Here is a 23408-nt window from a genome sequence, read left to right on the forward strand (position 1 = left end):
CCACCATCGTGGTCCCGCCCTTCTTGCGTCTGTCGACCGATCTGCTCAGCGAAGCAGCTCCGGGATCGCGGCGATGTACGCCTCAGCGTTGCGGCGCGTCTCCGTCACGCTGTCCCCGCCGAACTTCTCGACGACGGCCTCAGCGAGCACGAGTGCGACCATCGCCTCTGCCACGACTGCGGCGGGTGGCACCGCGCACACGTCCGAACGCTGGTGCTGAGCCTTGGCAGGCTCGCCGGTCGCGACGTCGATCGTCCGCAGGGCACGCGGCACCGTGGAGATCGGCTTCATCGCGCCGCGCACCCTCAGCACCTCACCGTTCGACATGCCGCCCTCGACTCCCCCGGCGCGGTTCGACAGACGTGTGATGCGGCCGTCCTCGCCGGGCACGATCTCGTCGTGCGCCGCGGAGCCACGACGAGCAGCCGTGCGGAACCCGTCGCCGATCTCGACGCCCTTGAACGCCTGGATCCCCATGATCGCGCTCGCGAGCCGTGCGTCGAGGCGCCGGTCCGAGTGCACGTAGGTCCCCAACCCTGACGGGAGCCCGTACGCGAGGACCTCGACGACGCCACCGAGCGTGTCGCCGTCCTTGTGGCACTCGTCGATCTCCGCGACCATCGCGTCGCTCGTCGCCTTGTCGAAGCACCGGACCGGATCAGCATCGAGGTAGGCCAGGTCGTCGGGCGACGGGATCGGTGCGTCCTCAGGAGCGACGACGGGCCCGATCGACGTCACGTGCGAGACGAGCCGCACCCCGACCGACTGCTCGAGGAAGCGCGCGGCCACCACCCCGAGCGCCACCCGTGCCGCTGTCTCACGAGCCGACGCGCGCTCGAGAACGGGCCGGGCGTCGTCGAATCCGTACTTCCGCATCCCCACGAGGTCCGCGTGACCGGGGCGCGGCCGTGTCAGCGGACGGTTACGGGCGATCTCGCGAGCGTCGCCCGTTCCCGCATCCACCTGCAGGGCTGCAGCGTCGACCGGGTCAGGCGACATCACGTCCACCCACTTGGGCCACTCCGTGTTCCCGATCTCGATCGTGAGAGGGCCGCCCTGCGTGATCCCGTGCCGCAGCCCGGCCAGGACGCGAACCTCGTCCTGCTCGAACTTCATCCGAGCGCCGCGCCCGTAGCCGAGACGGCGTCTCGCGAGCGCCTCCTGGATGTCCGCGGTGCGTATCTCCACACCTGCGGGCAGGCCCTCGATGATCCCCACCAGAGCGGGGCCGTGCGACTCTCCGGACGTCAACCAACGAAGCATGACCTGATCCTTCCACGTGGGTGCGGGCGCGAGCTCCGCTGACCGAAGTGCGGACCGGCAACGACGGAGGGCGTCGCCGCAGGACTCCTGCGGCGACGCCCTCCGTTGCTCGATCGACTACTTGATGACGGTCAGCGGGTTCGTGCCCGACTTCGGCGTGGGGAGCTCGGTCGGCGTCTCCGGGACCGCCGTGAACTCCGACGTCCCGTATTTGTCGAGGAGCACGTAGGCCTGCCCCGACAGGACGAGCGAGAGGTCCCCGGCTTCGCGCGCCGGCAGACCTGCGCCCTCCTCGGTGTCCTCCATCGCGTTGCCGGTCATGCCGAGAACGAGCACGAGGCGCTTGTCCGTCGTCTGGAGGGCGTCGACGAAGGCCATGACGTCCTCGTACTTGCCCTGAAGCTCGACAGAGATCGGCACCGCGTGGAGCCCGCTGACCCCCGAGGCGGGCGCAGCGGCCGCCGACGGGGCGGACTCCACCCCCGGCTCATCGGTGCCCGGGTCGTTCGACGTCCCGCTGGAGCCGCCACCGAGGGGCACTTCCGTCGACGGTGAGACCGTCAGCGCCGCGATGACCACGTCGTGCTCGTCTGCGATGTCCGCGAGCTCGCGCTGGAGACGCGACTCGTCGAGGGTCGCCGGGATCTGCGTGCGCAGAGCGGCGAGCTCAGCCCGGTGAAGGTCGATCTCCTCGAACTGCTTCTTGAGGAGAGTGATCTTCCGGCGCTCGATGTCGTTCTTCTCGTCCTGCGCGACGGCCTGAGCCTCGGTCTCCGTGCCTGTGTCGTACACGGGCTTCGCGAGGAGGAACCACGTGCCGAGAAGGATGATCGCGCTCAGGAGGATCGTCCCGACGATCCAGCTGCTCTGCTTGACGGCGCCCATCAGTTGGTTCCCCCTTCAAGGCCGAACGTACGTCCGGCGAGAGCCCCGATCCCGACCTGGATCGTGGACGTGACCTCGTAGTACGGGTCCGCGTCGACAGCGTCGACGCGCGACTCCTGGAGCGTCGGGTCCGAGAAGCCGGGGATCGACTCGAGGCCGTCCAGCCAGTCGGACGCCTTCGGCAGGCTCGGCGAGTGCGCGACGAAGACGATCGATGCGATGCCTGGCGTCGCGAGCGGGTCGGCGGTGGAGACGATCGGCGCGGTCGGAGAGCCGCCCGCGACCTCGAACATGGTGATCGTGACGTCGTCCGGAAGCACCGCCGTGATCGCGTCGAGGTAAGGACGCCACGCCACCTCGGGCGCCATGCCGAGCGCGCGTGCGGTCTGCGCCTCGGTGATCGACGAGAGCACCGCCGTGACCTCGGCGTACTGTGCCTTCTCCTTCGCGAGGCGGGTCGCCGTGTCCTGGGCGCTCGCAAGGTGCTCGTCAGCGCTGGAGCTGCGGCTCTGCACGAAGAAGTACATGCCGCCAGCGCTCAGGATCGCGAGGACGATGACGCCTGCGAGGACCCGCTTGACCCGCGCGAACCCGCGTCCAGCACGGATCTCGGCGGGGAGGAGGTCGACCTGGGGCAGGAGCGGGGCACCGAGCTCGCCCTTGCCGCTCTTGGACCTGGCCGTGGACTTGCTCGGCGCGGACTTCATCTTGCCCTTCTCGAAGACGCTCATGCCGCCACCCCCATCGCGAGACCGAGAGTCATCGCCATCATGGACTCGTGCCCGGCGAACCGCTCGCGGCCGCCGATGGCCTTCGAGACCTCGAGGGCCTCGAGCGGGTCGCCCAGCTGGACGTTCAGGCGCGTGGAGCTGGCGAGGAGCTGCCCCAGGCCGGGGAGCTTCGCGCCGCCGCCGGTCAGGGCGATGACGTCGATGTGCCGGTTGCGCTGCGACGTGAAGTAGCTGAAGGAGCCGCGCACGGACTCGAGAAGGTTGTGCGTGATGTGGAGCACCGACTCGGCGGTCTCGCGATACTCCGGCGGGACGGCGATGCCGACGCCGATGTCACGCTTGAGCAGCTCGGCGTCCTGGTTGGAGGCCCCCAGCGTGCGCGCGACCGCGTCGGTCACGTCCTGGCCGCCGGAGGGCAGCGCACGGACGAACCGCGGGACACCGCCCTCGACCACGACGACGTTCGTGATGCGCGCGCCGATGTCGACGAGTGCGACAGTCTGCGAGCCGAGCCGTCCACGCGTCATTCCACGCAGCAGTGCGAAAGCGTTGAGGTCGACCATCACGGGCTTGAGGCCCGCAGCCGCGACCGCGAGCAGGTTGGCCGCGACGGTGTCCTTCGCTGCGGCGACCAGAAGACCATCGAGCGCGCGCCCGTTCGCCCCGTCCACCTCGTCGGTCGGGTAGAAGTCCAGGAGAGCGTCGTCGGTCGCCATGGGCAACATGTCCTGCACCTGGTACGGCAGCGACTGCCGGAGCTGTGCCATGGGCAGCCACGGGAGCGACAGCTCACGCACAGCGACGCGCTGGTTGCCGACTCCGACGATCACGTCCTTGGAGCCGAACTTGCCCTTCGCCCAGAGCTCCTTGAGTGCCGAGGCGACGATCTGCTGGTCGGCGACCTCGCCGTCGCGGATGACGTTGACCGGCAGCGGCATCTCGTCGTACTTGACGAGAGTCGCGCCGGACCGACCGGACCCGAACTCGATCTCGGCTGCGCGTACCGCGCTCGTGCCGATGTCGAGCCCGATCGCTCGCTTCTTAGCCACACGTCCTCCTCAGGGCGAGGGTATTGATGATGGATGCGTTCCCGGTGCCGCGCTCTCGCGGTCAGCACGTGGGGCGCGCCTGTAGGTCAATCGGCAGTACGGGCCCGAATCTTGAGCGCGTTCTGAGAGGTCTGTGACTGCCAGGACCCGGTACGCGGGCGCGCCTAGAGCATGAGGCCGAGGTACGCGTCCCACAGGGGTGCGCCCACGACCGTCCCGAGCGCGGCGCCGCCGATCATCCACGGTCCGAACGGGATCGTGGACTTGCGTCCGGCACGCCCCGCGACCATGAGACCGATCGAGAAGAGACCACCGAGCAGGAACGCTGCGAAGGCCCCGACGGCGAACTGGCCCCAGCCGAGCCAGCCGAGCGCCATCCCGAGCACGCCGGCGAGCTTGACGTCGCCGAAGCCCATGCCGCCTGGGTAGACGATCAGCGCCACGAAGTAGAAGGCGTAGAGGATCGCCCCACACAAGAGCGCACGCCACAGTGCGGGCCAGTCACCCTCGCCCCAGGAGCCGAGGACCAGCAGGACAGAGACCACGCCGTACGAGGGCAGCACGATCGCGTCGGGCAGACGACGCACGTCGAGATCGATGAGGGTCAGCACCACCCCGAGCGCGCCGACGTAGAGGTAGGCGGGGAGAGCCCACGACACACCGACGACGAGAGTCAGGATGACGAACACGACGCCTGTGCCGAGCTCTACGAGGGGGTAGCGTCGGGAGATCCGGGCGTGGCAGTCACGGCACCTGCCGCGGAGCAACACCCATGACAGCACCGGGACGTTGTCACGTCGCCGGATCGGGGCGTGGCACGCAGGGCACGCGCTCGGCGGGTGCAGCACCGACTCGTCCCGCGGTACGCGCCACGCCACGACGTTGAGGAACGATCCGATCGCGAGGCCGAGCGCGCCCGAGATGGACAGGGCGAGCGCTGCGAGGTAGCCGTCCGACAGGTCTAGCGCGACGAGGCTCAACCGTGGATCTCCCGGTAGTCGCCGAGGGTCGCCGACTGCTGGAGCGGTGGGGCGTTCCACTTCTGCTCAGACTCGCCGTTGCACGGCGCGACGATCATCTTGGACCATGCGTAGTTGTACTTGTCGCCGAGTCCGAGGCAGCGACCGTACCGGTCCTTGAACGTCCAGCTGTCCTTCCACGCGCCTGCGTCTGCGGTACGCGACCAGTTCAGGTCTGCGCCCCCGGAGGTGCACAGGACGAACGTGACGTAGGCAGGGTTCGCGGAGGCCGAAGGAGTCTTCAAGCAGTACGTGTTCGACGAGGTGCGGCTCTTGTTGTAGTAGACCCGGACTTGCTGCGCCCCTGTCGACCCCTTCTTGTCGGCGGGCTCGTTGTAGAACCACTCGTGGTTCCACTTGAGCAGGTTGCCGGTGCCCGACGGGTCCTGCTTGCAGGGGTAGACGATCATGTGCGAGCTGGTGATCACCTCGCCCGTCACGTCAGCGCAACGACCGAACTCGAGGTAGTTCACGATCTGGTTCGTGTCCTTCGAGGCCGCTCCGGCGCCCACCCGGGAGTCGGGGTCGAACGACGACCATGCCGCATCCGAGCCGCACGCGCCGACGCGCAGCTTCACGCCCGACGCGACAGCCGTCGAGCTGGAGCCGGTGCCGAGGCAGTAGCCCGAGTTACCCGTCTTCGAGGCGTTCTGGACGTTCCAGACCGCGCCACCTTCCCAGGAGAAGAGCTGGCTCGTGCTCCCGTCGCAAGGACGGAGCGTCGCATCGACCGGGCTCGATGCCGAGGACGGCCTTCCCTGGATGCACATCTTTGTGTATCCGGGCGTGTCGGTGATCGAGAGGTGGATCGAGTAGTCCTTGCGCCAGGACCACATGCGCAACGGGTCGTCGGTGCGGCACACGTCGGCCGCCACGTACTTCACGGTCGATCCCGACGTCGTGCCGCTCGCCTCGAGACAGAATCCGACGCCGAACGAGTAGATCGCACCGCCCTCGACGTTGTCGTTGGTGAGCTGGAACGTGTAGATCGTCTCGAGGGTGCGGTCGCCGGCCTGGCTAGCCAGGCCCGGCACGCCGTCGCCGAGCCCCTCGGACGAGATGAGGGCGAACATCGGCGACGCAGACAGGCCGTTCCCGGGCGTGCACGTCTTCGCGTTGGCGCTCCGCCAATCCTCGGTCTTCCCCGACGGGTCGAGGTCGTAGTAGCGGACGGTCGCGCGGTACGAGTAGTTCGAGCTCCCGTCGAGACGACCGGTCACGGTGCATGGGAGCTTGCGCGGGTCGCCGAGCTCGGTGGTCGAGATCGGATCGATCGACCGTGCGTTGCGGATCACGGTGAGGGAGGCGTCGACGCCTGCCTCAGCGGCGGCGATCGTCCGGCTGTTCTTCGCTGCGAAGAGGGTGGGCTTGAGCTGGGCGGTGATCACCCCGAGCATGAGCACGCTCAACGCGGTGCAGACCATGATCAGCAAGATCGCGGTCGGCATCGCGTAGCCCTCGTCGCGGCGTTCCCTGCGGAACCTGAGTGCATCCATCTTTACAGCCGTCCCATCCCCGTGCAGATCATGATGTCGCTCTGGCCGTCATTGTCCAGGTCGGCGTTCGACGTGGACGAGCTCGAGGTGTTGCGTGCGACGAACTCGGTCGACAGCCCGGCGCCGGCGTGGTTGGTCGACGGCCGGATGTCGAGGTTGACCGCCAACCGCTGGTTGACATAGGGGCTCTCCGCGGGCGAGAACTTGAACGGCAGCTGCGCGGGAACGTTGAGGTCGTTGCGTACGTCGTCGCTGTACGTCAACCACGGACCAGGAGATGTTCCTGCCGCTCCTGCCGCCTCCCGGCGCTGGAGCTCGCGGTTGGCGCTCACGCGCCACTGGATGCATCGGGGAGCCTTGCCACCCTCGACCACCTGGATCAGGTACTCGACGTACACGGCGCCCGACGGGCCCTTTCCGGGCCGGTTGATCGACGACGCGTAACGCACCTCCTTGTCGAGGCGCTGAAAGACGGTGCGGGTGACGGTGCCCGAGTCGCTGACCGAGACCGCACGCGCGGTGTTGCTGGTCATGCTGACGATCCCGGCGAGGAACACGACGATGACGGTCGTGAACACGCCCAGGGCGACAATCAGCTCGACCAGGGTCACACCTTCGTCGCCACGGTCGGCGTTCTCCGGCTCGATGTCGGTCATCAGCTGCCCCTCACGTTGCTCAGGAACACGGTAGCCGGGTTGCTCGTCCAGGTGAGGCCGCCGCCCGTGTAGGTCACGGTGTACGTAAACGAGCAGCTCCCACGCCACGAGCTCGGGATGGACACCGTGCGGAAGGAGAAGTTCCCGTCCGTCGCGTGCGCCAGGGCGACCGTCGCCGAGACGTTGCCGGACCCGGCGGTACGCGTGCAGCTCGGCTGTGATGCCACGGCGTAGGTGATCCGCGAGGCGGCCACCTTGGGCGCGTTGCCGGTGCGCGGGGACACGGTGACCGTCTTGGCGCCGCGCACCTCCGTGCCGTACGTGAAGTCGTTCGCGACCGGGAGCACCCGGATCGTGCCAGTGCGCGTCTCGGAGCGGTCGCCCGACGCGTCCTCGAGCTCGAACGTGAACGTGTAGATACCGGCCACGTCGGTCACCGGCCGGAACCGCAGCGTGGTGGAACCGCTCCCCGTGAAGGAAGGCGTGCCGTTCCCGGTCGCGTCGACGCGGGTCGGGCCCGACACGACGACGACCTTGTTCGCAGCGCTGCCGCCCGCGGCGGTCTGCACGTCGAGCGTGGTCCACGGCGGGGTGCTCGAGCTGCTCGCGTCGACCGTGAAGTCGGCGTCCCCGGCGGCGACAGCGGTGCCGATGCGGACGGTCACGGTCCCCGTGCGACCGGTCACGTTCGTCTCGTTGTCGCTCCAGAGCTCCTTCACGCCGTCGTCGAGAGGCACCGGCGTCACGACGCGGTAGGTGAACGTGGTGTTCCCGAGAGGGGCAGACGCAGCGGCCGTGAACCGGATCGTGCCGTCCGCGTTGACCGTCGCACTCCCGTGGGGTGACTGGGTGAGGATCTCCGGGCGCAGGGAGGACCCGCGATCGTTGGCCAGCACGGCGAGGTTGGCGCTCGCGCCGGCGGGGACACGGGCACCGGAGTCGTCGACGGCGACCGGGTAGATCAGGACCGTCACGGTGGCCTCGCCCGAGTTGCGTCCCTGGGCGTCGCGCAGCTTGTACTTGAACGTGACGATGCCGGAGTAGTCGGCCGGCGGCGTGTAACGCACCGCCCCCATGAGGGTGCCGGACGTGATCACGGTCGCCGTGCCCTGGGCGGGGGCCGAGGTGATCGTCGTCGGGTTGGAGCGGTTGGACACGATCACGTCGTTCGCGAGGATGTCGACGTCGCGGGCGGCGCCGCCGGCGCTGAACGAGATCTCGTCATCGTTCGCCACAGGCGCGGTCGAGATGTTCCAGGTCGCGTCGGTGTTCGGGTCGATGAGCGTCGTCATCGGATAGAAGCAGCCGTCGCCGCCGCACTTCTCGACGCCGGGGTTCCACGTGACCACGACGATGGCGCGGTACACGAGCGCAGCCGACGCTCCCGGGTTAGTCCGCACGCAGGTCGTGTCGGACGCGGAAGCAGACTTGGCGCGGTAGCAGCTCCCGATGAGCGTCGTGACCTGGTACTTCATGCCCGAGACGGTCACGTCGTTGCTGACCTTGAGCGTGACCGGCTTGGCGGCAGCAGCGGGGTCCCAGAGCTTGTTCGTCTCGGCGACGAGCGTCGGGTCGAGCGCGGCGACCTTGGCGAACGCGGCGGACACCTCGGCCTCCGTCCGTCCGATGACGAGCGGCGAGGGATCGGTCGGCGAGCCCGGCCGCGGGTGCACGGAGCGCACCTTCTCCATCGCCTGCGTCGCGATTGATGCGGAGGACTGTGTGCGCTGGAGGTGCGAGGCGGTGCTCGAGCCGCGCATGAAGAACACGAGCACGGCTGACGCAACCATGCCGACGATGAAGAGCGCGACGATCACCTCGATGAGGGAGAAGCCCTCATCGGTGGTCGCTCCGGGGTCACGCCGCATGGTTCTCTCCATCGTCGTTCGGTCGAGACGCCGCACTGGGGACCAAACCGGAAGGCTTGGTCCCCAGCACGGGTGCCGCTCAGCGTGCGTGCTGAGCAGCGTGGTGAATCACGGGGTCTGCAGACCGCCAGCCTTGCTGTCGTACTTGAACTCGGTGCCGGTGCCCTTGTCCGTGTTCTTGCCGGTGATGGTGTACGAGTCGGCGGTCACGGCCACCGTGTAGACGGTCGTGTCCTCGCTCTTCGTGACGTCAACCGCACCGGTCTTCGTCGTCAGCGTGACCTTCGTGCCCGCGTCAGCGCCGGTCGGGTACGCCTGGTCGTCGACGTACGCCGTCTCCATCTCGTTGGCGATCGTGCGCAGGTCAGACTTGATGCCCGCGTCGACAGCCTTCTTGCGCTGGTTGAGGAACACCGGGATGGCGATCGCGGAGAGGATGCCGATGATGATGATGACGACGAGGAGCTCGATCAGGGTGAAACCCTTGTCCTTCTCCTGCATGGACTTCTGCACGCGAGCGATCATGCCCGGCCTCTTTTCATGTTCAAGGTGAAAGTGATGTGCACCACCGCTCTCGCGGCGTGCAATCCGTCTATCGGGTGTCGAGCGTCCGGACTTGAGCGAGTCAGGTCACGAGTTGATAACGCTCAGCCGAGCTCGAACAGGACGGCACCTGGGCACGTCTGCACGTCGCTCTCACGCAGGCCTTCGCCGTCGAACACCCAGTTCTGCGTCCCCTGCGTCCCCTCGACCGATCGCCCGACCAGGCAGAACTTCACACCATCCAGGTGTACGGCGACGGCGTTGCCCGGCGTCAGGCGGACGTCCTTGCTCAGCGACGCCTCCTCGACAGGCGCTCCCGCCGACAGGACTCCTGTGACCGCCGTCGCGACGGTCCGCAGATCACTCTTGATGCTCGCGTCCACCGCGCGGGCCCGCTGCCCCAGGAACAGACCGATCCCGATCGCCGACAGCACACCGATGATCATGATGACCACGAGCAGCTCGACGAGGCTGAACCCCTCGTCCCGGGCCGGCCGGCTCACTGGATCAGGTCGAACACGCCGAAGATCGGCATGTACATCGCGATGACCATGCCACCGATGATCGAGCCGAGCACGACGATCATGAGCGGCTCGATGAGGCTCGTGAGCGCCTCGGTCGTGGCCTCGACCTCCTGGTCGTAGAACTCCGCGATCTTCTCGAGCATCGTGTCGAGCGCTCCGGTGTCCTCACCGACCGCCATCATCTGCACCACCATGGGCGGGAACACTGTGTGCTCCGACAGCGGCCCGGTCAACGACTGGCCCTGCCGCACCGACTCCTGGATCGAGCTCACCGCGTGCTCCACGACGACGTTGCCCGACGTCTCACCCACGATCTCGAGCGCCTGGAGGATAGGAACACCCGCGTGCAGCATCGCACCGAGGTTGCGGGTGAATCGCGCGACCGCGATCTTCTGGAAGAGCGGGCCGAAGACCGGCAGCTTGAGCTTCCACGGATCGAGCGCCTCCCGGACCGCACGGTCGTTCTTGTGCCGACCCCACCACCAGACGCCCACCCCGATCGCGAGGAGCCCCGGCAGCAGACCGACCTTGAGCCCGTTCGACATCGCCATGAGGATCTTGGTCGGCAGCGGCAGGTCCCCGCCCATCGACGAGAACATGTCGGCGAAGATCGGCACGATGAACAGGAGCATGCCCGCCGTGGCGAGGATGGCGATCACGAACACGACGACGGGGTACGTCATCGCGGACTTGATCTTGCTGCGCAGCTTGACCTCGTCCTCGAAGTTCTTCGCGACCGAGAGCAGCACCTGGTCGAGGAAGCCGCCGACCTCTCCCGCGCGCACCATGTTGAGCATGAGCGGCGGGAAGATCATCGGGTGCTTGCCGAGGGACGCTGAGAAGGACACGCCCGTCTCGATGTCGCTGCGCACCTCCGCGAGGACGCGCGCGAGGTTCTTGTTCTCCGTCTGCTCCGCGAGGATCGACACCGAGCGCAGCAGCGACAGGCCGGCGTTGATCATGGTCGCGAGCTGGCGCGCCATGATCGCCAGGTCCTTGAGCTTGACGCCGTCACCGAACCCGGGGATCGAGATCTCCCGCTGGAGACCGGTGTTGCGCACCTCGTTGATCGAGAGCGGCGCGACACCCATCGACTTGAGCTTGGTCGCGACCGCGTTCTCGCTGGCCGCCTCGATCCGACCCTTGACCAGCTTGCCCTGGCGGTCGCGGATCACATAGTCGTAAGTCTTGGCCTCAGCCATCACACGGTCCTGTTCTTGCTCTGGAAGTCGGCGCCACCCATGTTGGCGTTCGCGAGGCCGGCACCCGCACCGGACGCTGAAGCGCGACCGGTCAGCTTGTTGTAGTCCTCGAGGTTGTGGCACTTCTCGAGGCCGGTCTCGTACGAGATGCGGCCGCTGCGCGTCAGCTCGGCGAGGTGCTGGTCCATCGTGTGCATGCCCTGCTGCGAGCCCGCCTGCATCGAGGAGTAGATCTGGTGCGTCTTGCCCTCGCGGATGAGGTTGCGGATCGCGGGGGTGGCGAGCATGACCTCGGTCGCGACGACACGCCCCGGACCGTCAGAGCGCCGGCACAGAGTCTGGGACACGACGCCCTGGAGCGCTCCGGCGAGCTGGGTGCGCACCTGCCCCTGCTGCTCGGGGGGGAACACGTCGATGATGCGGTCGATCGTCTGGGCCGCGTCCTGCGTGTGCAGGGTCGCGAACACGAGGTGCCCCGTCTCGGCTGCGGTGAGCGCCACCGAGATCGTCTCGAGGTCACGCATCTCACCGACGAGGATGATGTCAGGGTCCTGGCGCAGGACGTGCTTGAGCGCGTTCGCGAAGCTCTGCGTGTCGGCACCGACCTCACGCTGGTTGATGATCGCGCGCTTGTGGGTGTGCAGGAACTCGATCGGGTCCTCGACCGTCATGATGTGGTCAGGTCGCGTCCGGTTCGCGAGGTCGATGATCGAGGCCAGCGTCGTCGACTTGCCCGAGCCCGTCGGACCCGTCACGAGGACGAGGCCTCGGGGCAGTCCAGCGAAGTTCGCGACCACGGCGGGGACGCCGAGCGCCTCGAGCGGCTTGATCTCGAACGGGATCGTGCGGAACGCCGCACCCATCTGCTCGCGCTGCCGGTAGAAGTTCACCCGGAAGCGCGCAAGGTCAGGCACCTGATACGAGAAGTCGAGCTCGAGCTCGGCCTCGAACCGTTCACGCTGGCGCATGTTCAGCACCGAGTACAGGACGCGCTGCAGCATCGCCCCGTCGAGCAGACCGAACTCCTCCATCGGCTGGAGGGCGCCGTGGCGGCGCATCATCGGGTACGCGCCGGCCGTCAGGTGCAGGTCAGAAGCGCCGGCGGCGTGCATCGTGCGCAGGAGGGGCTCGATCTGGACGTCGTTCTCATGAGCGCGGTCCATGCCCAGTCGGCCGGCGGTCGACCCGACGTAGCCCTCGGCGCCCGCACGACGCGAGCCCGCCTCCGCGCTCGGGCGGGTCGGCGACACCGGGCGAGCCGCAGGGCCGCTGGCCGGAGCGGACGACGTCGGCGCCGGGGCGACGGGCGCCTGCACGGCCGTCGGCTGAGCCGGAGCCGCGGGAGCCACATAGCTCGGGACGCGCGGCGCGACGGACTGCACCGGGGTGAGCGGCTGGCTCGCGGGCGCGGTCGGTGCGGGCGGGTAGGCCGCACCGGCAAGATACGCGTCGCGGGGCGCGCCCAGGGTCGCCTGTGCACCTCCCGGGACGAAGGTGCCGGGCTGAGGTGAGAAGCTGCCGCCTGCGGCCGGCTCGCCGGGCCGAGCAGCGGGCGACGCTGCCCCGGGAGCGGGCGGGTACGTCGGCGTAGCTGCGAGACCCGCCGAAGGGAGCGCATGGGCCGCGCTCTCACGGCGGAACGCGTTCACCGACGAGATCGAGTCCGCGGGAAAGTCGTCGCCCGGGTTCGGGATCCCGTAGTGGTTCGTGGTGCCCTCGGTCACTTCTCAGCCTTTCGCCGTCGTCCGCACGCAAGTAGTGCGACTTTCTCTTATCGGCGCGCACCCGGCCGACCTTGAGCGGCTCTCGGCGCACGGCCGAGCCGACGGCTCACGCGACGATGCGCAGCAGCTCCTCGATCGTGGTGTCACCCGCGATGACCTTGCGCCACCCGTCCATGCGCAACGTGGCCATCCCCTCGTCCGTCGCGGTGCGGCCGATGTCCGCGGCCGAGGAACCGGCGACGGCGTGCCGCTCGATGGCCTCGGTCACCCGCATGACCTCGTGCAGCGCGAGACGCCCGCGGTAGCCGGTGCGAGAGCACGTCGAACAGCCGACGGGGCGCTGCAGGATCGGCTTAGGCTCGCCCGGGACCCACGGGAAGCGTGCCGCGAGCAGCTCCTCGTCGCTCGGCTCGTACGGCTCCTTGCACTTCTTGCACAGCCGCCGGGCAAGTCGCTGGGCAACGACGCAGTCGAGGGCCGACCCCACGAGGAACGGCTCGATGCCCATCTCCACGAGTCGGGTGATCGCCGACGGCGCGTCGTTCGTGTGCAGCGTCGACAGCACCAGGTGACCGGTGAGAGCCGCTTCGATCGCGATCTGCGCGGTCTCGTGGTCACGGATCTCACCGAGGAGCACGACGTCCGGGTCAGAGCGGAGGATCGACCGGAGCGCGCCCGCGAAGGTCAGACCCGCCTTGGGGTTGACCTGGACCTGGTTGATGCCCGGGAGGCGGTACTCGACCGGGTCCTCGACCGTGATGACGTTGATCTCCGGACGCGACACCGCGTTGAGGGTCGCGTACAGCGTCGTCGACTTGCCCGAACCGGTCGGTCCCGTCACGAGGATCATGCCGTACGGCTTGCGGTACGCCTCGGAGTAGACCTCGTAGTTCTCCTCGCCGAAGGACAGGTCGCGCAGGTCGAGGCTCGCCGTCGAGTTGTCGAGGATTCGCATGACGATCTTCTCGCCCCACACGGTCGGCAGCGTCGCGACACGGAGGTCGATCTTGCGGCCGTTGTGCTGGACGGACATGCGGCCGTCCTGGGGCTTGCGCCGCTCGGCGATGTCGATGTCCGAGAGGATCTTGACGCGCGAGATGACACCGTTCTGGATCTGCTTGGGCGACCGCTGCATCTCGTGGAGCACGCCGTCGATCCGGTAGCGGACCCGAAGGTCGCCCTCGGTCGGCTCGATGTGGATGTCGGACGCGCGGTCGGTGATCGCCTGCGTCACCAGCAGGTTGACGTACTTGACGATCGGTGCGTCGTCCTCGGTGGCGGAGCCGAGGTTCGAGAGGTCCATCTCGACCTCGTTGGAGGTCGCCTCCTCCATCGCGTCCGCGAGCTCGTTGATCTCACCGTCGGCGCGGCAGTAGCGGTCGATACCGCGCACGAGGTTGTCGTGCGCCGCCACAGCGGGGATGACGGGCATGCGTGCGACCGACTGCGCGTCGTCGAGCGCCATGACGTTGCCCGGGTCGGCCATCGCGAGGACGAGCCGACCGTCGCGGATCTCCACGGGCAGGATCGTGTACCGCCGGCACATCGCGGTCGGCAGGAGCGCGACGGCGGAACGGTCCACGGCGTGGTCGTCGAGGTCGACGAACTCCATGCCCACCTGGGCGGCGAGCGCACGTACGAGCTGGTCCTCGCTGAGGTACCCGAGCTCGACCAGGACACGGCCGAGAGAGGATCCTCGGACGATCTGCTCGTCGAGCGCCGTCATCAGCTGTGTCTCGTTGACCAGGCCTTCCTCGAGAAGGACCTCTCCGAGCTGCTTCATGTTGTTGCCTCGCTCACGACCTCGTGCACATCCTGTCGAAGCACTATCGGCGTTCTGGAGCCGGGACCTGAGCCCTCAGGCGCACATGCACACTTCTCACACAGTGTTGACGGGGCGCGGAGCGTCGAGGGCTGCGTCGAGCGCGGCGGCCATCGCGTCGAGCGGGGCGGCGCGACCGGTCATGAGGCGGACCTGCTCCGCAGCCTGGTGGAGGAGCATCCGCTCGCCACCGGCGTCTCCTCCCACGGGCGCCCACGCCGCTCTGAGCGCGCTCGGGCGCGGGTCGTACACGACGTCGAGAAGCACGCCGAGCCGTGACGGCGCAGCCTGGACCAGCTGGGCGGCGACAGGGTCGGCAGCGTGCGCAGGGAGCGTCGAGACGACGACGTCGGCGGCCAGGAGTGCGGGCAGCACCGCATCGATCTGGTGGAACGTCGGCTCGACGCCCATCCTGTGCGCTGCTCGCCGCAGGCTGCCGGTGCGCGAGAGCGAACGGGCGAACACCGCAGGTGTGGTGATGCCGAGCTCGCCGAGCGCGGCGAGCGCGGACGACGCGGTCGCCCCCGCGCCGAGCACCGCCCCGCGGACTGCGCCGCTGCCGGGTACGAACCCGGCCTCGCGCAGCGCCGCGACGATCCCGTAGACGTCCGTGTTCGCGCCGACCAGCGTCGCGCGCGAACCTCCCGGCTGGAACAGGACGGTGTTGACCGCCCCCACGACCTCGGCGAGAGGCTCGACGTGATCGAGCAGGCTGAGCACCGTCTGCTTCAGGGGCATCGTGAGGCTCAGTCCGGCCCACTCAGGGCCGCAGGACGCGACGAACCCCTCGAGCTCGTGCTCGTCGACGTCGATCGCGTCGTAGGTCCACGAGAGCCCGAGCGCCGAGTACGCGGCGCGGTGCAGCACGGGTGACAGCGAGTGCCCGACGGGGTGGCCGAGCACTGCTGCCCGGCTCACTCCTCGCCCTCGGGGTCCGTCGTCGCCGGGTTGTCCCGCAGCCACTCCTGGTACTCCGCGACGCACTTCGTGTGCTCGGCGAACGTGATCGAGTAGCAGGTCTCGTGAGTCGTCGGGTTGGTCGTGACGAAGAAGAGCCAGGGCCCTTCCTCAGGGTTGAGCACGGCCTCGATCGACGCACGTCCCGGGCTGTTGATCGGAGCCGGCGGGAGCCCCGTGTACATGTACGTGTTGTACGGGCTGTCGATCTGACGCTGTTCCGCTGTCGTCGTCGCGTTCGATGTCCGCTCCCCCGCGATGTAGTGGATCGTGGAGTCGAACCGCAGCGCCTCGTCGGTGTCCAGGCGGTTCTCGATCACACGCGCGACCTTGCCCCGACCGTCGGCCGGCGCCTCGGCCTCGACGAGCGACGCCTTCGTCAGCACCGTGTTGGCTTCCTTGAGCGAGACGCCCAGCTCGTTGAGGTCGGAGACCTGCTTGGCGATCATCGTCGACAGGATCTGCTCGGCCGTCGAGTCGTTAGTGAACGGGTACCGCGCAGGAGCGAGCCATCCCTCGACGTTGCCGTCAGCCTCGGCGGGCAGGCCGAGCGCCTCGGGGTTCTCGAGCGCCTTCTCGAAGTCGGCTGCGGGGATCGCGGTCACGCTCGCGAGCCGCTCGATGGTCGCAGCGATCGTGAGCCCTTCGCGCACGGTCACGCCGTCCTGCACGAGGTTGCTCTTGTCGAGCATCGCGGAGAGGGCGCCAGCGGCGTTCATCTCCTTCATGAGGTTGTACGTCCCGTACTGCAGGTTGGGCTCGGAGCCGTTCGCGGCGGTGTAGTCCTTGATGGCCTGGGTGAACGCAGCCTGGGTCTTGATGACACCGGCCTCCGCGAGAGCGGCACCGATCGCCGCACCCGAGGCGCCCTTCGCGATCTGGACCTGCACCTGACCATCGCCCGGGCCGGCGTAGTCCTCCGAGACGGACTCCTTCGCGAAGAATCCCGGGACGGTCTTGACGACGAAGAATCCTGCGCCGCCCACGAGGGCGAGCGTCACGACGACGATGATCGCGGTGCGGATGCGCCGCGCACGACGGCGACGCCGCGTCACGGGGTTGTTCCGGCTCTGGGCACGCGTCGAGGGAGCGGCGGCAGGGGCCGCCGCGCGTCGCTGGACGTTCGGCTGCTCCGGGCTGGAGAACAGGTCGCTCACAGCGTGTGCGCCTCCTTTGTCGTCGTCGTTCGTCTCGAGTCTGTCATCCGTCGCGCTCCACGAGCTCTCCCGTGCGCTGCCCCGACGCACGCTCGGCGTCGAGCGCTGACTGCAGGATGATCACAGCGGCCACCTGGTCGACGACCGCACGATGCTTGCGTCCCGCGCGACCGGACGCGTGCAGCGCCTGGTGAGCCGTGACCGAGGTCATGCGCTCGTCCACCAGCCGGACCTCGACAGGAGCGACGGTGCGGGCCAGCGTCGCGGCATAGTCGCGGGCCGCTTCCGAGGCTGCACCCTCCGTACCCTTGAGGTGCCGTGGCAAGCCAACGTACACCACCTGTGCACCGCGTTCCGCGACCTCACGCGCGATCTGCGCGACATCTGCCGAGATCGCTCCCGGCTCCTTCGGAACCGCAGCGCGAGGAACCGTCTCGACGGGGGTCGCGATGAGACCGTCCGGGTCGCTCGAGGCGAGACCGACCCGGACGGAGCCGACGTCGACGCCGATCCGGGCGCCCCGGACGAGACCGGCCACCGACGATCAGCCGCGCGACCCGACGGCGGAGACGATCGCGGAGAGCGCCTCGGCGCCCGCCTCGACCTTCGTGCCGCCACCCTGCGCGACGTCGTCCTTGCCGCCGCCGCCGCCGCCGAGGACAGCGGTAGCGACCTTGACGAGGGCGCCGGCGCGCACGCCAGCGTCACGTGCGCCCGCGTTCGTCGCGACGACGACGAGCGGACGACCGTTCGCGACGCCGAGGACGGCGACCGTCGCCGGCGACGAGTCGCCGAGGCGCGAGCGCACGTCGAGCGCGAGCACGCGCAGGTCGTCAGCGCCAGCGACCTCGCCAGCGTCCGCCGTCACGACACGCACGCCAGCGGCGTCCACCGCCGTGTCGACGAGCGCAGCCGCACGGGCGAGGAGCTGGCCCTGACGCAGCGCACCGACCTCCTTCTCGGCCTCCTTGAGACGCGACATGAGAGAGGAGATCCGCTCGGGCAGCTCGTCACCGCGCGCATTGAGCATCCCGGAGATCTGCCCGACGATCGCGCGCTCCTTGGCCTGGAAGCCGTAGGCGCCCGCCCCGACGAGCGCGTCGACACGGCGCACACCCGATCCGATCGAGGACTCACCCAGAAGCGTCACGAGACCGAGCTCGCCCGACTGCTTGACGTGGGTGCCCGCGCACAGCTCGCGCGACCAGTCGTCACCGATCGAGACGACACGGACCCGGTCGCCGTACTTCTCGCCGAACAGGGCCATCGCACCGAGCGCACGAGCCTCGTCGAGCGACATGATCTGCTCGGTCACCTCGAGGTTGTCCTGGAGGCGCGTGTTGACCCGCTCCTCGATCTCGGCGAGCGCGCTGGCAGGGACTGCCTGTCCGCGACGGAAGTCGAAGCGGATGCGGCTCGGCGCATTCTCGGAACCTGCCTGCGTCGCGTCCTTGCCGAGGGTCTCCTGGAGCGCCTTGTGGATGAGGTGCGTCCCGGAGTGCGCGCGCGTGATCGCCGTGCGGCGCGCGGCGTCGATCGTCGCCTGTCCGGACTCGCCGAGCGTCACGGAGCCGTCGACGAGGCGACCACGGTGCACGTTCAGCCCCTTGATCGGCGCCTGGACGTCGTCGACCTCGATGCGGGCGCCGCCGTCGAGCATGATCTCGCCGTGGTCGGCGAGCTGGCCGCCCGCCTCGGCGTAGAACGGGGTGCGGTCGAGGATGATCTCGACGTCGGCCGGGGCCGTCACGGTCGGCGTCGGGACGCCGTCGACGAGCAGGCCGACGACCGTCGAGCGCGACGCGAGGTCCGTGTAGCCGAGGAACTCGACGGGCGCGTCGAGCGAGGTGCGCACCGACTCGTAGGCCGCGGTGTCCGTGTGACCGGTCTTCTTCGCGACCGCGTCGGCGCGCGCCCGAGCCTTCTGCTCGGCCATGAGCGAGCGGAACGCGGCCTCGTCGACCTGGACTCCCTGCTCGGACGCCATCTCGAGCGTCAGGTCGATCGGGAAGCCGTACGTGTCGTGCAGCGCGAACGCCTGCTCACCGCCGAGGACTGGAGCGGCTCCCCCGGCGGACGACTTTGCACGGGCGACAGCCGTGTCGAGGATCGTCGTGCCCGACGCGAGGGTGCGCAGGAACGCGTCCTCCTCGCCGTACGCGACCTGGCTGATGCGGTCGAACTCGGTCTCGAGCGTCGGGTAGGAAGCCTTCATCGCCTCCATCGACACCGGGAGCAGCTCCGGCAGAGCCGTCTCCTGGACGCCGAGCAGGCGCAGCGAGCGGACCGCACGCCGCACGACGCGGCGCAGGACGTACCCCCGGCCCTCGTTGGAGGGACGCACACCGTCCGAGATGAGCATGAGCGACGAGCGGACATGGTCCGCGATCACGCGCATGCGCACGTCGTCAGCGTCGTCGGCGCCGTAACGCTTGCCGGTGATCGACTCGGTCGCCGCGATGACCGGGTACACCTCGTCGATCTCGTAGAGGTTCTGCTTGCCCTGCATGAGGAACGCGAGGCGCTCGAGGCCGGCACCCGTGTCGATCGCCTTCTGGTCGAGCTCGCGGATGAGCGGGTAGTCCTTGCCCTTGCCCTCGCCGCGCAGGTACTGGTCGAAGACGAGGTTCCAGACCTCGAGGTAACGGTCGCCGCCCGGGTCGACGTTCCCACCGACAGCGTCAGGACCGTACTGGGGGCCGCGGTCGACGTGGAACTCGGCGCACGGACCGGCGGGGCCGGGCTGGCCCGTGTCCCAGAAGTTCTCCTCGCGCGGGAGACGCACGATGTGTGCAGGGTCCATGCCGATCTTGCGGGTCAGCACGTCGAACGACTCGGTGTCCTGGTCCCACAGGGTCACCCAGAGCTTGTCACCGTCGAAGCCGTAGCCGCCGTCCGCCTGGGCGCCGGTGAGGAGCTCCCAGGCGAAGTCGATCGCGCCTTCCTTGAAGTAGTCGCCGAACGAGAAGTTGCCGTTCATCTGGAAGAACGTACCGTGGCGCGTCGTCTTGCCGACGTTCTCGATGTCGTTCGTGCGGATGCACTTCTGGACGCTCGCGATGCGCGGGTGCGGCGACTGCTCCGTGCCGATGATGTACGGGATGAACGGGACCATGCCCGCGACCGTGAAGAGGAGCGAGGGGTCGGGCGAGATCAGCGAGGTGCTCGGTGCCACGTGGTGGCCGCGCTCGGAGAAGTAGTCGAGCCAACGCTGGCGGATCTCGGCGGTACGCATCTTGACCTCTGAATTCGTGTGGTGGTGCGGGCCCGGCGACCAAGGTCGCTCGCCGGGCGGGGGAAGGATCTAGAACGAGTAGGGCAGGTCGCCGTCGACGTCGTCGTCGTCGACCCGCGGGTCCTGGCCGGGGACAGGGCCCCCGGGTGCGAGCTCCGCGCCCCAGCGTGCTGCGGTGCGGGCCTGGTCCCGGTCGTGCCGGCTGCGCCCTGCGCCGCGCTGGGGGGCGTCCTGACCGGACGAGAGGAGAGCCGCGCCGAGCTGGCGCTCGCGCTCCGCGGCTGCCGCGCGCAGGTCGTCACCGAACGACGCGACGCTCACGCGCGCTCGCTCGACGAACGTGCTGGTGCGCTCCCCCAGGCCGTCGACAGCACGGCCGACGACGGCAGGAGGGCTGTAGCGGGCACGGAGCTGCTGGGCCTTGCGCACCGCATAGAGCGTGCCACCGATGCCGACGGCCACCCAGACGAGGCGCCTCATCGGGCACCCTTGCGTCGGGTGGTTCCACCTTCGGGGCGCAGGGTCGGCTCGGGTGCGGGCGTGTCGTCCGGGTCGACGCCGCGCATGCGCGACCAGGCTCGGCTCGAGGCCTTCTGGAGCCCGTACGCGGCCGAGGCGACCTTGATGAGCGGCCCGCCCAGCACGGAGGAGTAGAGCGCGGCGAGCGCCGACACGTTCTCGGAGACCTGCGCGGCCGACGTCGTGATCGTGTCGACCTTCGCGAGCTGCGCGTTCGTCCCCGCGACCGTCTCGACGGCCTCGTCCAGGATCGGCACCGAGTGCTCGGTGAGGTCCTTGATCGACTCGCGCGCCTCGTCGAAGACTCGCCCGAGCTTGAGCAGCGGGACGGCGAGCAGCCCGACCAGCGCGACGAACGCCACGGCTGCGATGAGACCGGCGATGTCTCCGATCATGGCTGCTCCTCGGTTGGGTGACGGTGGCCGTGAAGAACTCTACCTGCGCGGCCCGGGGAAAGCGTGCAGCGCTGCCGCACGCAGGAATGCTCCGGAGAGACGGAACGCCCTGCCCGCTGCGAGCAGCGGACAGGGCGTTCCAGGAGCGCAGCGATCAGCGCGAGTAGTGCTCGACGACGAGCTGGACCTCGCACGTCACGGGGACCTCGACGCGCTTGGGGCGACGCACGAGCGTGAACGAGAGCTTCTCGAGCTGGACGTCCAGGTAGCCCGGGACGGCGGGGAGCACGTCGCGGTGGGCGCCGGCAGCGGCGACCTGGAACGGCGTGGTGGCCTGGCTCTTCGGCTTGACCTGGACCGTCTGGCCCGGCTTCACCTTGAACGAGGGGCGGTCGACGATCTTGCCGTCGACGAGGATGTGGCGGTGCACGACAGCCTGGCGGGACTGCAGGATCGTGCGGGCGAAGCCGGCACGGAGCACGAGCGCGTCGAGACGGGTCTCGAGGATCTCGACGAGAGCCTCACCGGTCAGACCGGCATCCTTGCGGGCCTCCTCGAACGCACGGGCCATCTGCTTCTCGCGGAGGCCGTACTGGGCGCGCAGACGCTGCTTCTCGCGAAGACGGACCGCGTAGTCCGACTCGGTGCGGCGACGGGCGCGGCCGTGCTCGCCGGGCGGGTAGGGACGCTTCTCGAAGTGCTTGACGGCCTTCGGGGTGAGCGCGATGCCGAGGGCACGGCTCAGTCGCACCTGGCGGCGCGAGCGGGTCACAGAGGACACGGTTTTCCATCCTGTCGTTCGATCTTCTGACGTCACACCCGCTCCTCGAGGAGGTGCGGGCGTGGGACCAGCCGGAGCGCTGCGACCGCCCGTGGAGGGCGATGGGCGAGCGAACGGGGCCGAGGTCCCAGGTGTGCCACAGCGGGCAACCTGTCTATCGTACCCGATCCTGCGCGAGGATCGTGCGGATCTTCTCGAGCCGGTCGCTGACCTGCCGCTCGTACCCGCGGTCGGAGGGCTCGTAGTACCGCCTGCCCTCGAGCGACTCGGGCAGGTAGCGCTGTGCCGCGACCGCGTGCGGCTCGTCGTGCGAGTAGACGTAGCCGACGCCATGACCGAGGCCTTCCGCGCCGCGATAGTGCGCGTCCCGGAGGTGGGCCGGTACCGGCCCGGCCTTGCCAGCCCGCACGTCCGCGAGGGCCGCGCCGATCGCGGTGTACGCGGCGTTGGACTTGGGCGCCGTGGCGAGGTGCACGACGGCCTCGGCGAGGACGAGCGCTCCCTCGGGCATCCCGATCATCTGGACGGCTTGGGCCGCGGCGACCGCCGTCTGCAGTGCGCTCGGGTCGGCCATCCCGACGTCCTCGGACGCCGAGATGATGATCCGGCGGGCGATGAAGCGCGGGTCCTCCCCCGCGGCGATCATCCGCGCGAGGTAGTGCAGCGCCGCATCGACGTCCGAGCCTCGCACGGACTTGATGAACGCAGAGACGACGTCGTAGTGCTGGTCGCCCGCGCGGTCGTACCGCACGGCGGCCACGTCGATCGCCCGCTCGACCGTGGCGAGGTCCACCTCCGCGGGGACCGAGCCCGCCGCGTCGTCGAGCGCCGCTCCCGCAGCAGCCTCGAGGATCGTGAGCGCCTTGCGAGCGTCACCACCTGCGAGCCGCAGCAGGTGCTCGCGCGCCTCGTCTGCGAGCCCCACCGTGCCGTCGAGGCCACGCGGGTCCGCGACAGCCCGGTCCACGAGCGCAGCGACGTCCTCGGTCGCGAGCGGCTTCAGCGTCAGGAGGAGCGACCGCGACAGCAGCGGAGAGTTGACCGAGAAGCTCGGGTTCTCCGTCGTCGCCGCGACGAGCGTCACCCAACGGTTCTCGACGCTCGGCAGCAGAGCGTCCTGCTGCGTCTTGGAGAACCGGTGCACCTCGTCGATGAACAGGACGGTCTCCTCGCCGCCCGTCACGAGACGACGCCGCGAGTCCTCGACCACCGCACGCACGTCCTTGACGCCCGCCGTCACAGCCGAGAGCTCGACGAACCGGCGGCCAGACGCCCCGGCGATCAGGTACGCGAGCGTCGTCTTCCCCGTGCCGGGTGGCCCCCACAAGATGACCGACGCCGGCCCGGCGCGACGCGACGACTCGCCTCCAGGAGCGACCAGGCGCCGCAGCGGCGAGCCAGGCTCGAGGAGGTGCGACTGTCCCGCCACCTCATCGAGCGTCCGAGGCCGCATCCGCACCGCGAGCGGAGCACCCGGCCCGGCCGCCGGGACGCCGTCGGCAGTCGCCCCCGCCGTGTCGAACAGATCCATGCCCACGAGCCTACGCACCCAGGAAGACGGCCGAGGACTCGGCGCCCGGCC

General features: G+C 69.1%; 21 protein-coding genes. All 21 read right to left on the bottom strand.

Translation table 11 applies throughout. The features are described 5' to 3' along the window. Positions 1-45 precede the first annotated feature (45 nt). Complete coding sequence (aroC, locus tag HF995_RS08770) at positions 46-1263, bottom strand: chorismate synthase (RefSeq protein WP_168447398.1); 1218 nt, start codon at positions 1261-1263, stop codon at positions 46-48. Positions 1264-1380: 117 nt separating this feature from the next. Next, on the bottom strand, positions 1381-2148 hold the full coding sequence (locus HF995_RS08775) for a hypothetical protein (protein ID WP_168447399.1): 768 nt from the start codon (positions 2146-2148) through the stop codon (positions 1381-1383). Beyond that, on the bottom strand, positions 2148-2879 hold the full coding sequence (locus tag HF995_RS08780) for a PilN domain-containing protein (protein WP_168447400.1): 732 nt from the start codon (positions 2877-2879) through the stop codon (positions 2148-2150). The genes HF995_RS08775 and HF995_RS08780 overlap by 1 nt, the downstream gene beginning before the upstream one ends. After that, positions 2876-3928 (bottom strand): type IV pilus assembly protein PilM, encoded by a 1053-nt coding sequence (pilM, locus tag HF995_RS08785; RefSeq protein WP_168447401.1) that lies wholly within the window; start codon positions 3926-3928, stop codon positions 2876-2878. The genes HF995_RS08780 and pilM overlap by 4 nt, the downstream gene beginning before the upstream one ends. Before the next feature lie 164 nt (positions 3929-4092). Next, positions 4093-4908 carry a prepilin peptidase gene (locus HF995_RS08790; RefSeq protein ID WP_286189415.1) on the bottom strand — a complete coding sequence of 272 codons (816 nt, stop codon included), beginning with the start codon at positions 4906-4908 and terminating at the stop codon, positions 4093-4095. Then, positions 4905-6443, bottom strand: a complete 1539-nt coding sequence (locus HF995_RS08795) for a hypothetical protein (protein ID WP_168447402.1) — start codon at positions 6441-6443, stop codon at positions 4905-4907. Before HF995_RS08795 ends, HF995_RS08790 begins: the two co-directional genes overlap by 4 nt. A gap of 2 nt (positions 6444-6445) precedes the next feature. Continuing rightward, complete coding sequence (locus tag HF995_RS08800) at positions 6446-7099, bottom strand: PulJ/GspJ family protein (protein ID WP_168447403.1); 654 nt, start codon at positions 7097-7099, stop codon at positions 6446-6448. After that, positions 7099-8967, bottom strand: coding sequence for an Ig-like domain-containing protein (locus HF995_RS08805; RefSeq protein ID WP_168447404.1), 1869 nt, complete (start codon positions 8965-8967; stop codon positions 7099-7101). The genes HF995_RS08800 and HF995_RS08805 overlap by 1 nt, the downstream gene beginning before the upstream one ends. Before the next feature lie 108 nt (positions 8968-9075). Next, on the bottom strand, positions 9076-9492 hold the full coding sequence (locus HF995_RS14125) for a prepilin-type N-terminal cleavage/methylation domain-containing protein (protein WP_168447405.1): 417 nt from the start codon (positions 9490-9492) through the stop codon (positions 9076-9078). Between the two features lie 122 nt (positions 9493-9614). Next, on the bottom strand, positions 9615-10013 hold the full coding sequence (locus tag HF995_RS08815) for a type II secretion system protein (protein WP_210727275.1): 399 nt from the start codon (positions 10011-10013) through the stop codon (positions 9615-9617). Continuing rightward, positions 10010-11236: a type II secretion system F family protein gene (locus HF995_RS08820; protein WP_168447406.1), complete on the bottom strand. Its 1227-nt coding sequence runs from the start codon at positions 11234-11236 to the stop codon at positions 10010-10012. Before HF995_RS08820 ends, HF995_RS08815 begins: the two co-directional genes overlap by 4 nt. After that, positions 11236-12960, bottom strand: coding sequence for a type IV pilus twitching motility protein PilT (locus HF995_RS08825; RefSeq protein WP_350308807.1), 1725 nt, complete (start codon positions 12958-12960; stop codon positions 11236-11238). The genes HF995_RS08820 and HF995_RS08825 overlap by 1 nt, the downstream gene beginning before the upstream one ends. Before the next feature lie 106 nt (positions 12961-13066). Further along, positions 13067-14743, bottom strand: coding sequence for a GspE/PulE family protein (locus tag HF995_RS08830; RefSeq protein ID WP_168447407.1), 1677 nt, complete (start codon positions 14741-14743; stop codon positions 13067-13069). A 96-nt stretch (positions 14744-14839) separates the two neighbouring features. After that, complete coding sequence (locus tag HF995_RS08835; protein WP_168447408.1) at positions 14840-15700, bottom strand: shikimate dehydrogenase; 861 nt, start codon at positions 15698-15700, stop codon at positions 14840-14842. After that, positions 15697-16896: an endolytic transglycosylase MltG gene (gene mltG / locus HF995_RS08840; protein ID WP_168447409.1), complete on the bottom strand. Its 1200-nt coding sequence runs from the start codon at positions 16894-16896 to the stop codon at positions 15697-15699. The genes HF995_RS08835 and mltG overlap by 4 nt, the downstream gene beginning before the upstream one ends. Positions 16897-16939: 43 nt before the next feature. Next, complete coding sequence (gene ruvX / locus HF995_RS08845) at positions 16940-17434, bottom strand: Holliday junction resolvase RuvX (protein WP_168447410.1); 495 nt, start codon at positions 17432-17434, stop codon at positions 16940-16942. 6 nt (positions 17435-17440) lie between these two features. Beyond that, positions 17441-20131 carry an alanine--tRNA ligase gene (gene alaS, locus HF995_RS08850; protein WP_168447411.1) on the bottom strand — a complete coding sequence of 897 codons (2691 nt, stop codon included), beginning with the start codon at positions 20129-20131 and terminating at the stop codon, positions 17441-17443. Positions 20132-20200: 69 nt separating this feature from the next. Further along, the gene (locus HF995_RS08855; RefSeq protein WP_168447412.1) at positions 20201-20611 is read right to left on the bottom strand and encodes a hypothetical protein; all 411 of its coding nucleotides are present in this window, start codon (positions 20609-20611) and stop codon (positions 20201-20203) included. Continuing rightward, positions 20608-21045 (bottom strand): DUF948 domain-containing protein, encoded by a 438-nt coding sequence (locus tag HF995_RS08860; protein ID WP_168447413.1) that lies wholly within the window; start codon positions 21043-21045, stop codon positions 20608-20610. The genes HF995_RS08855 and HF995_RS08860 overlap by 4 nt, the downstream gene beginning before the upstream one ends. A 154-nt stretch (positions 21046-21199) precedes the next feature. Further along, on the bottom strand, positions 21200-21826 hold the full coding sequence (gene rpsD / locus HF995_RS08865; protein WP_168447414.1) for a 30S ribosomal protein S4: 627 nt from the start codon (positions 21824-21826) through the stop codon (positions 21200-21202). 154 nt (positions 21827-21980) lie between these two features. Beyond that, complete coding sequence (locus HF995_RS08870) at positions 21981-23357, bottom strand: replication-associated recombination protein A (protein WP_168447415.1); 1377 nt, start codon at positions 23355-23357, stop codon at positions 21981-21983. Positions 23358-23408: the final 51 nt, after the last annotated feature.

The sequence above is a fragment of the Sanguibacter hominis ATCC BAA-789 genome (assembly GCF_012396185.1).
Lineage (GTDB): Bacteria > Actinomycetota > Actinomycetes > Actinomycetales > Cellulomonadaceae > Flavimobilis > Flavimobilis hominis.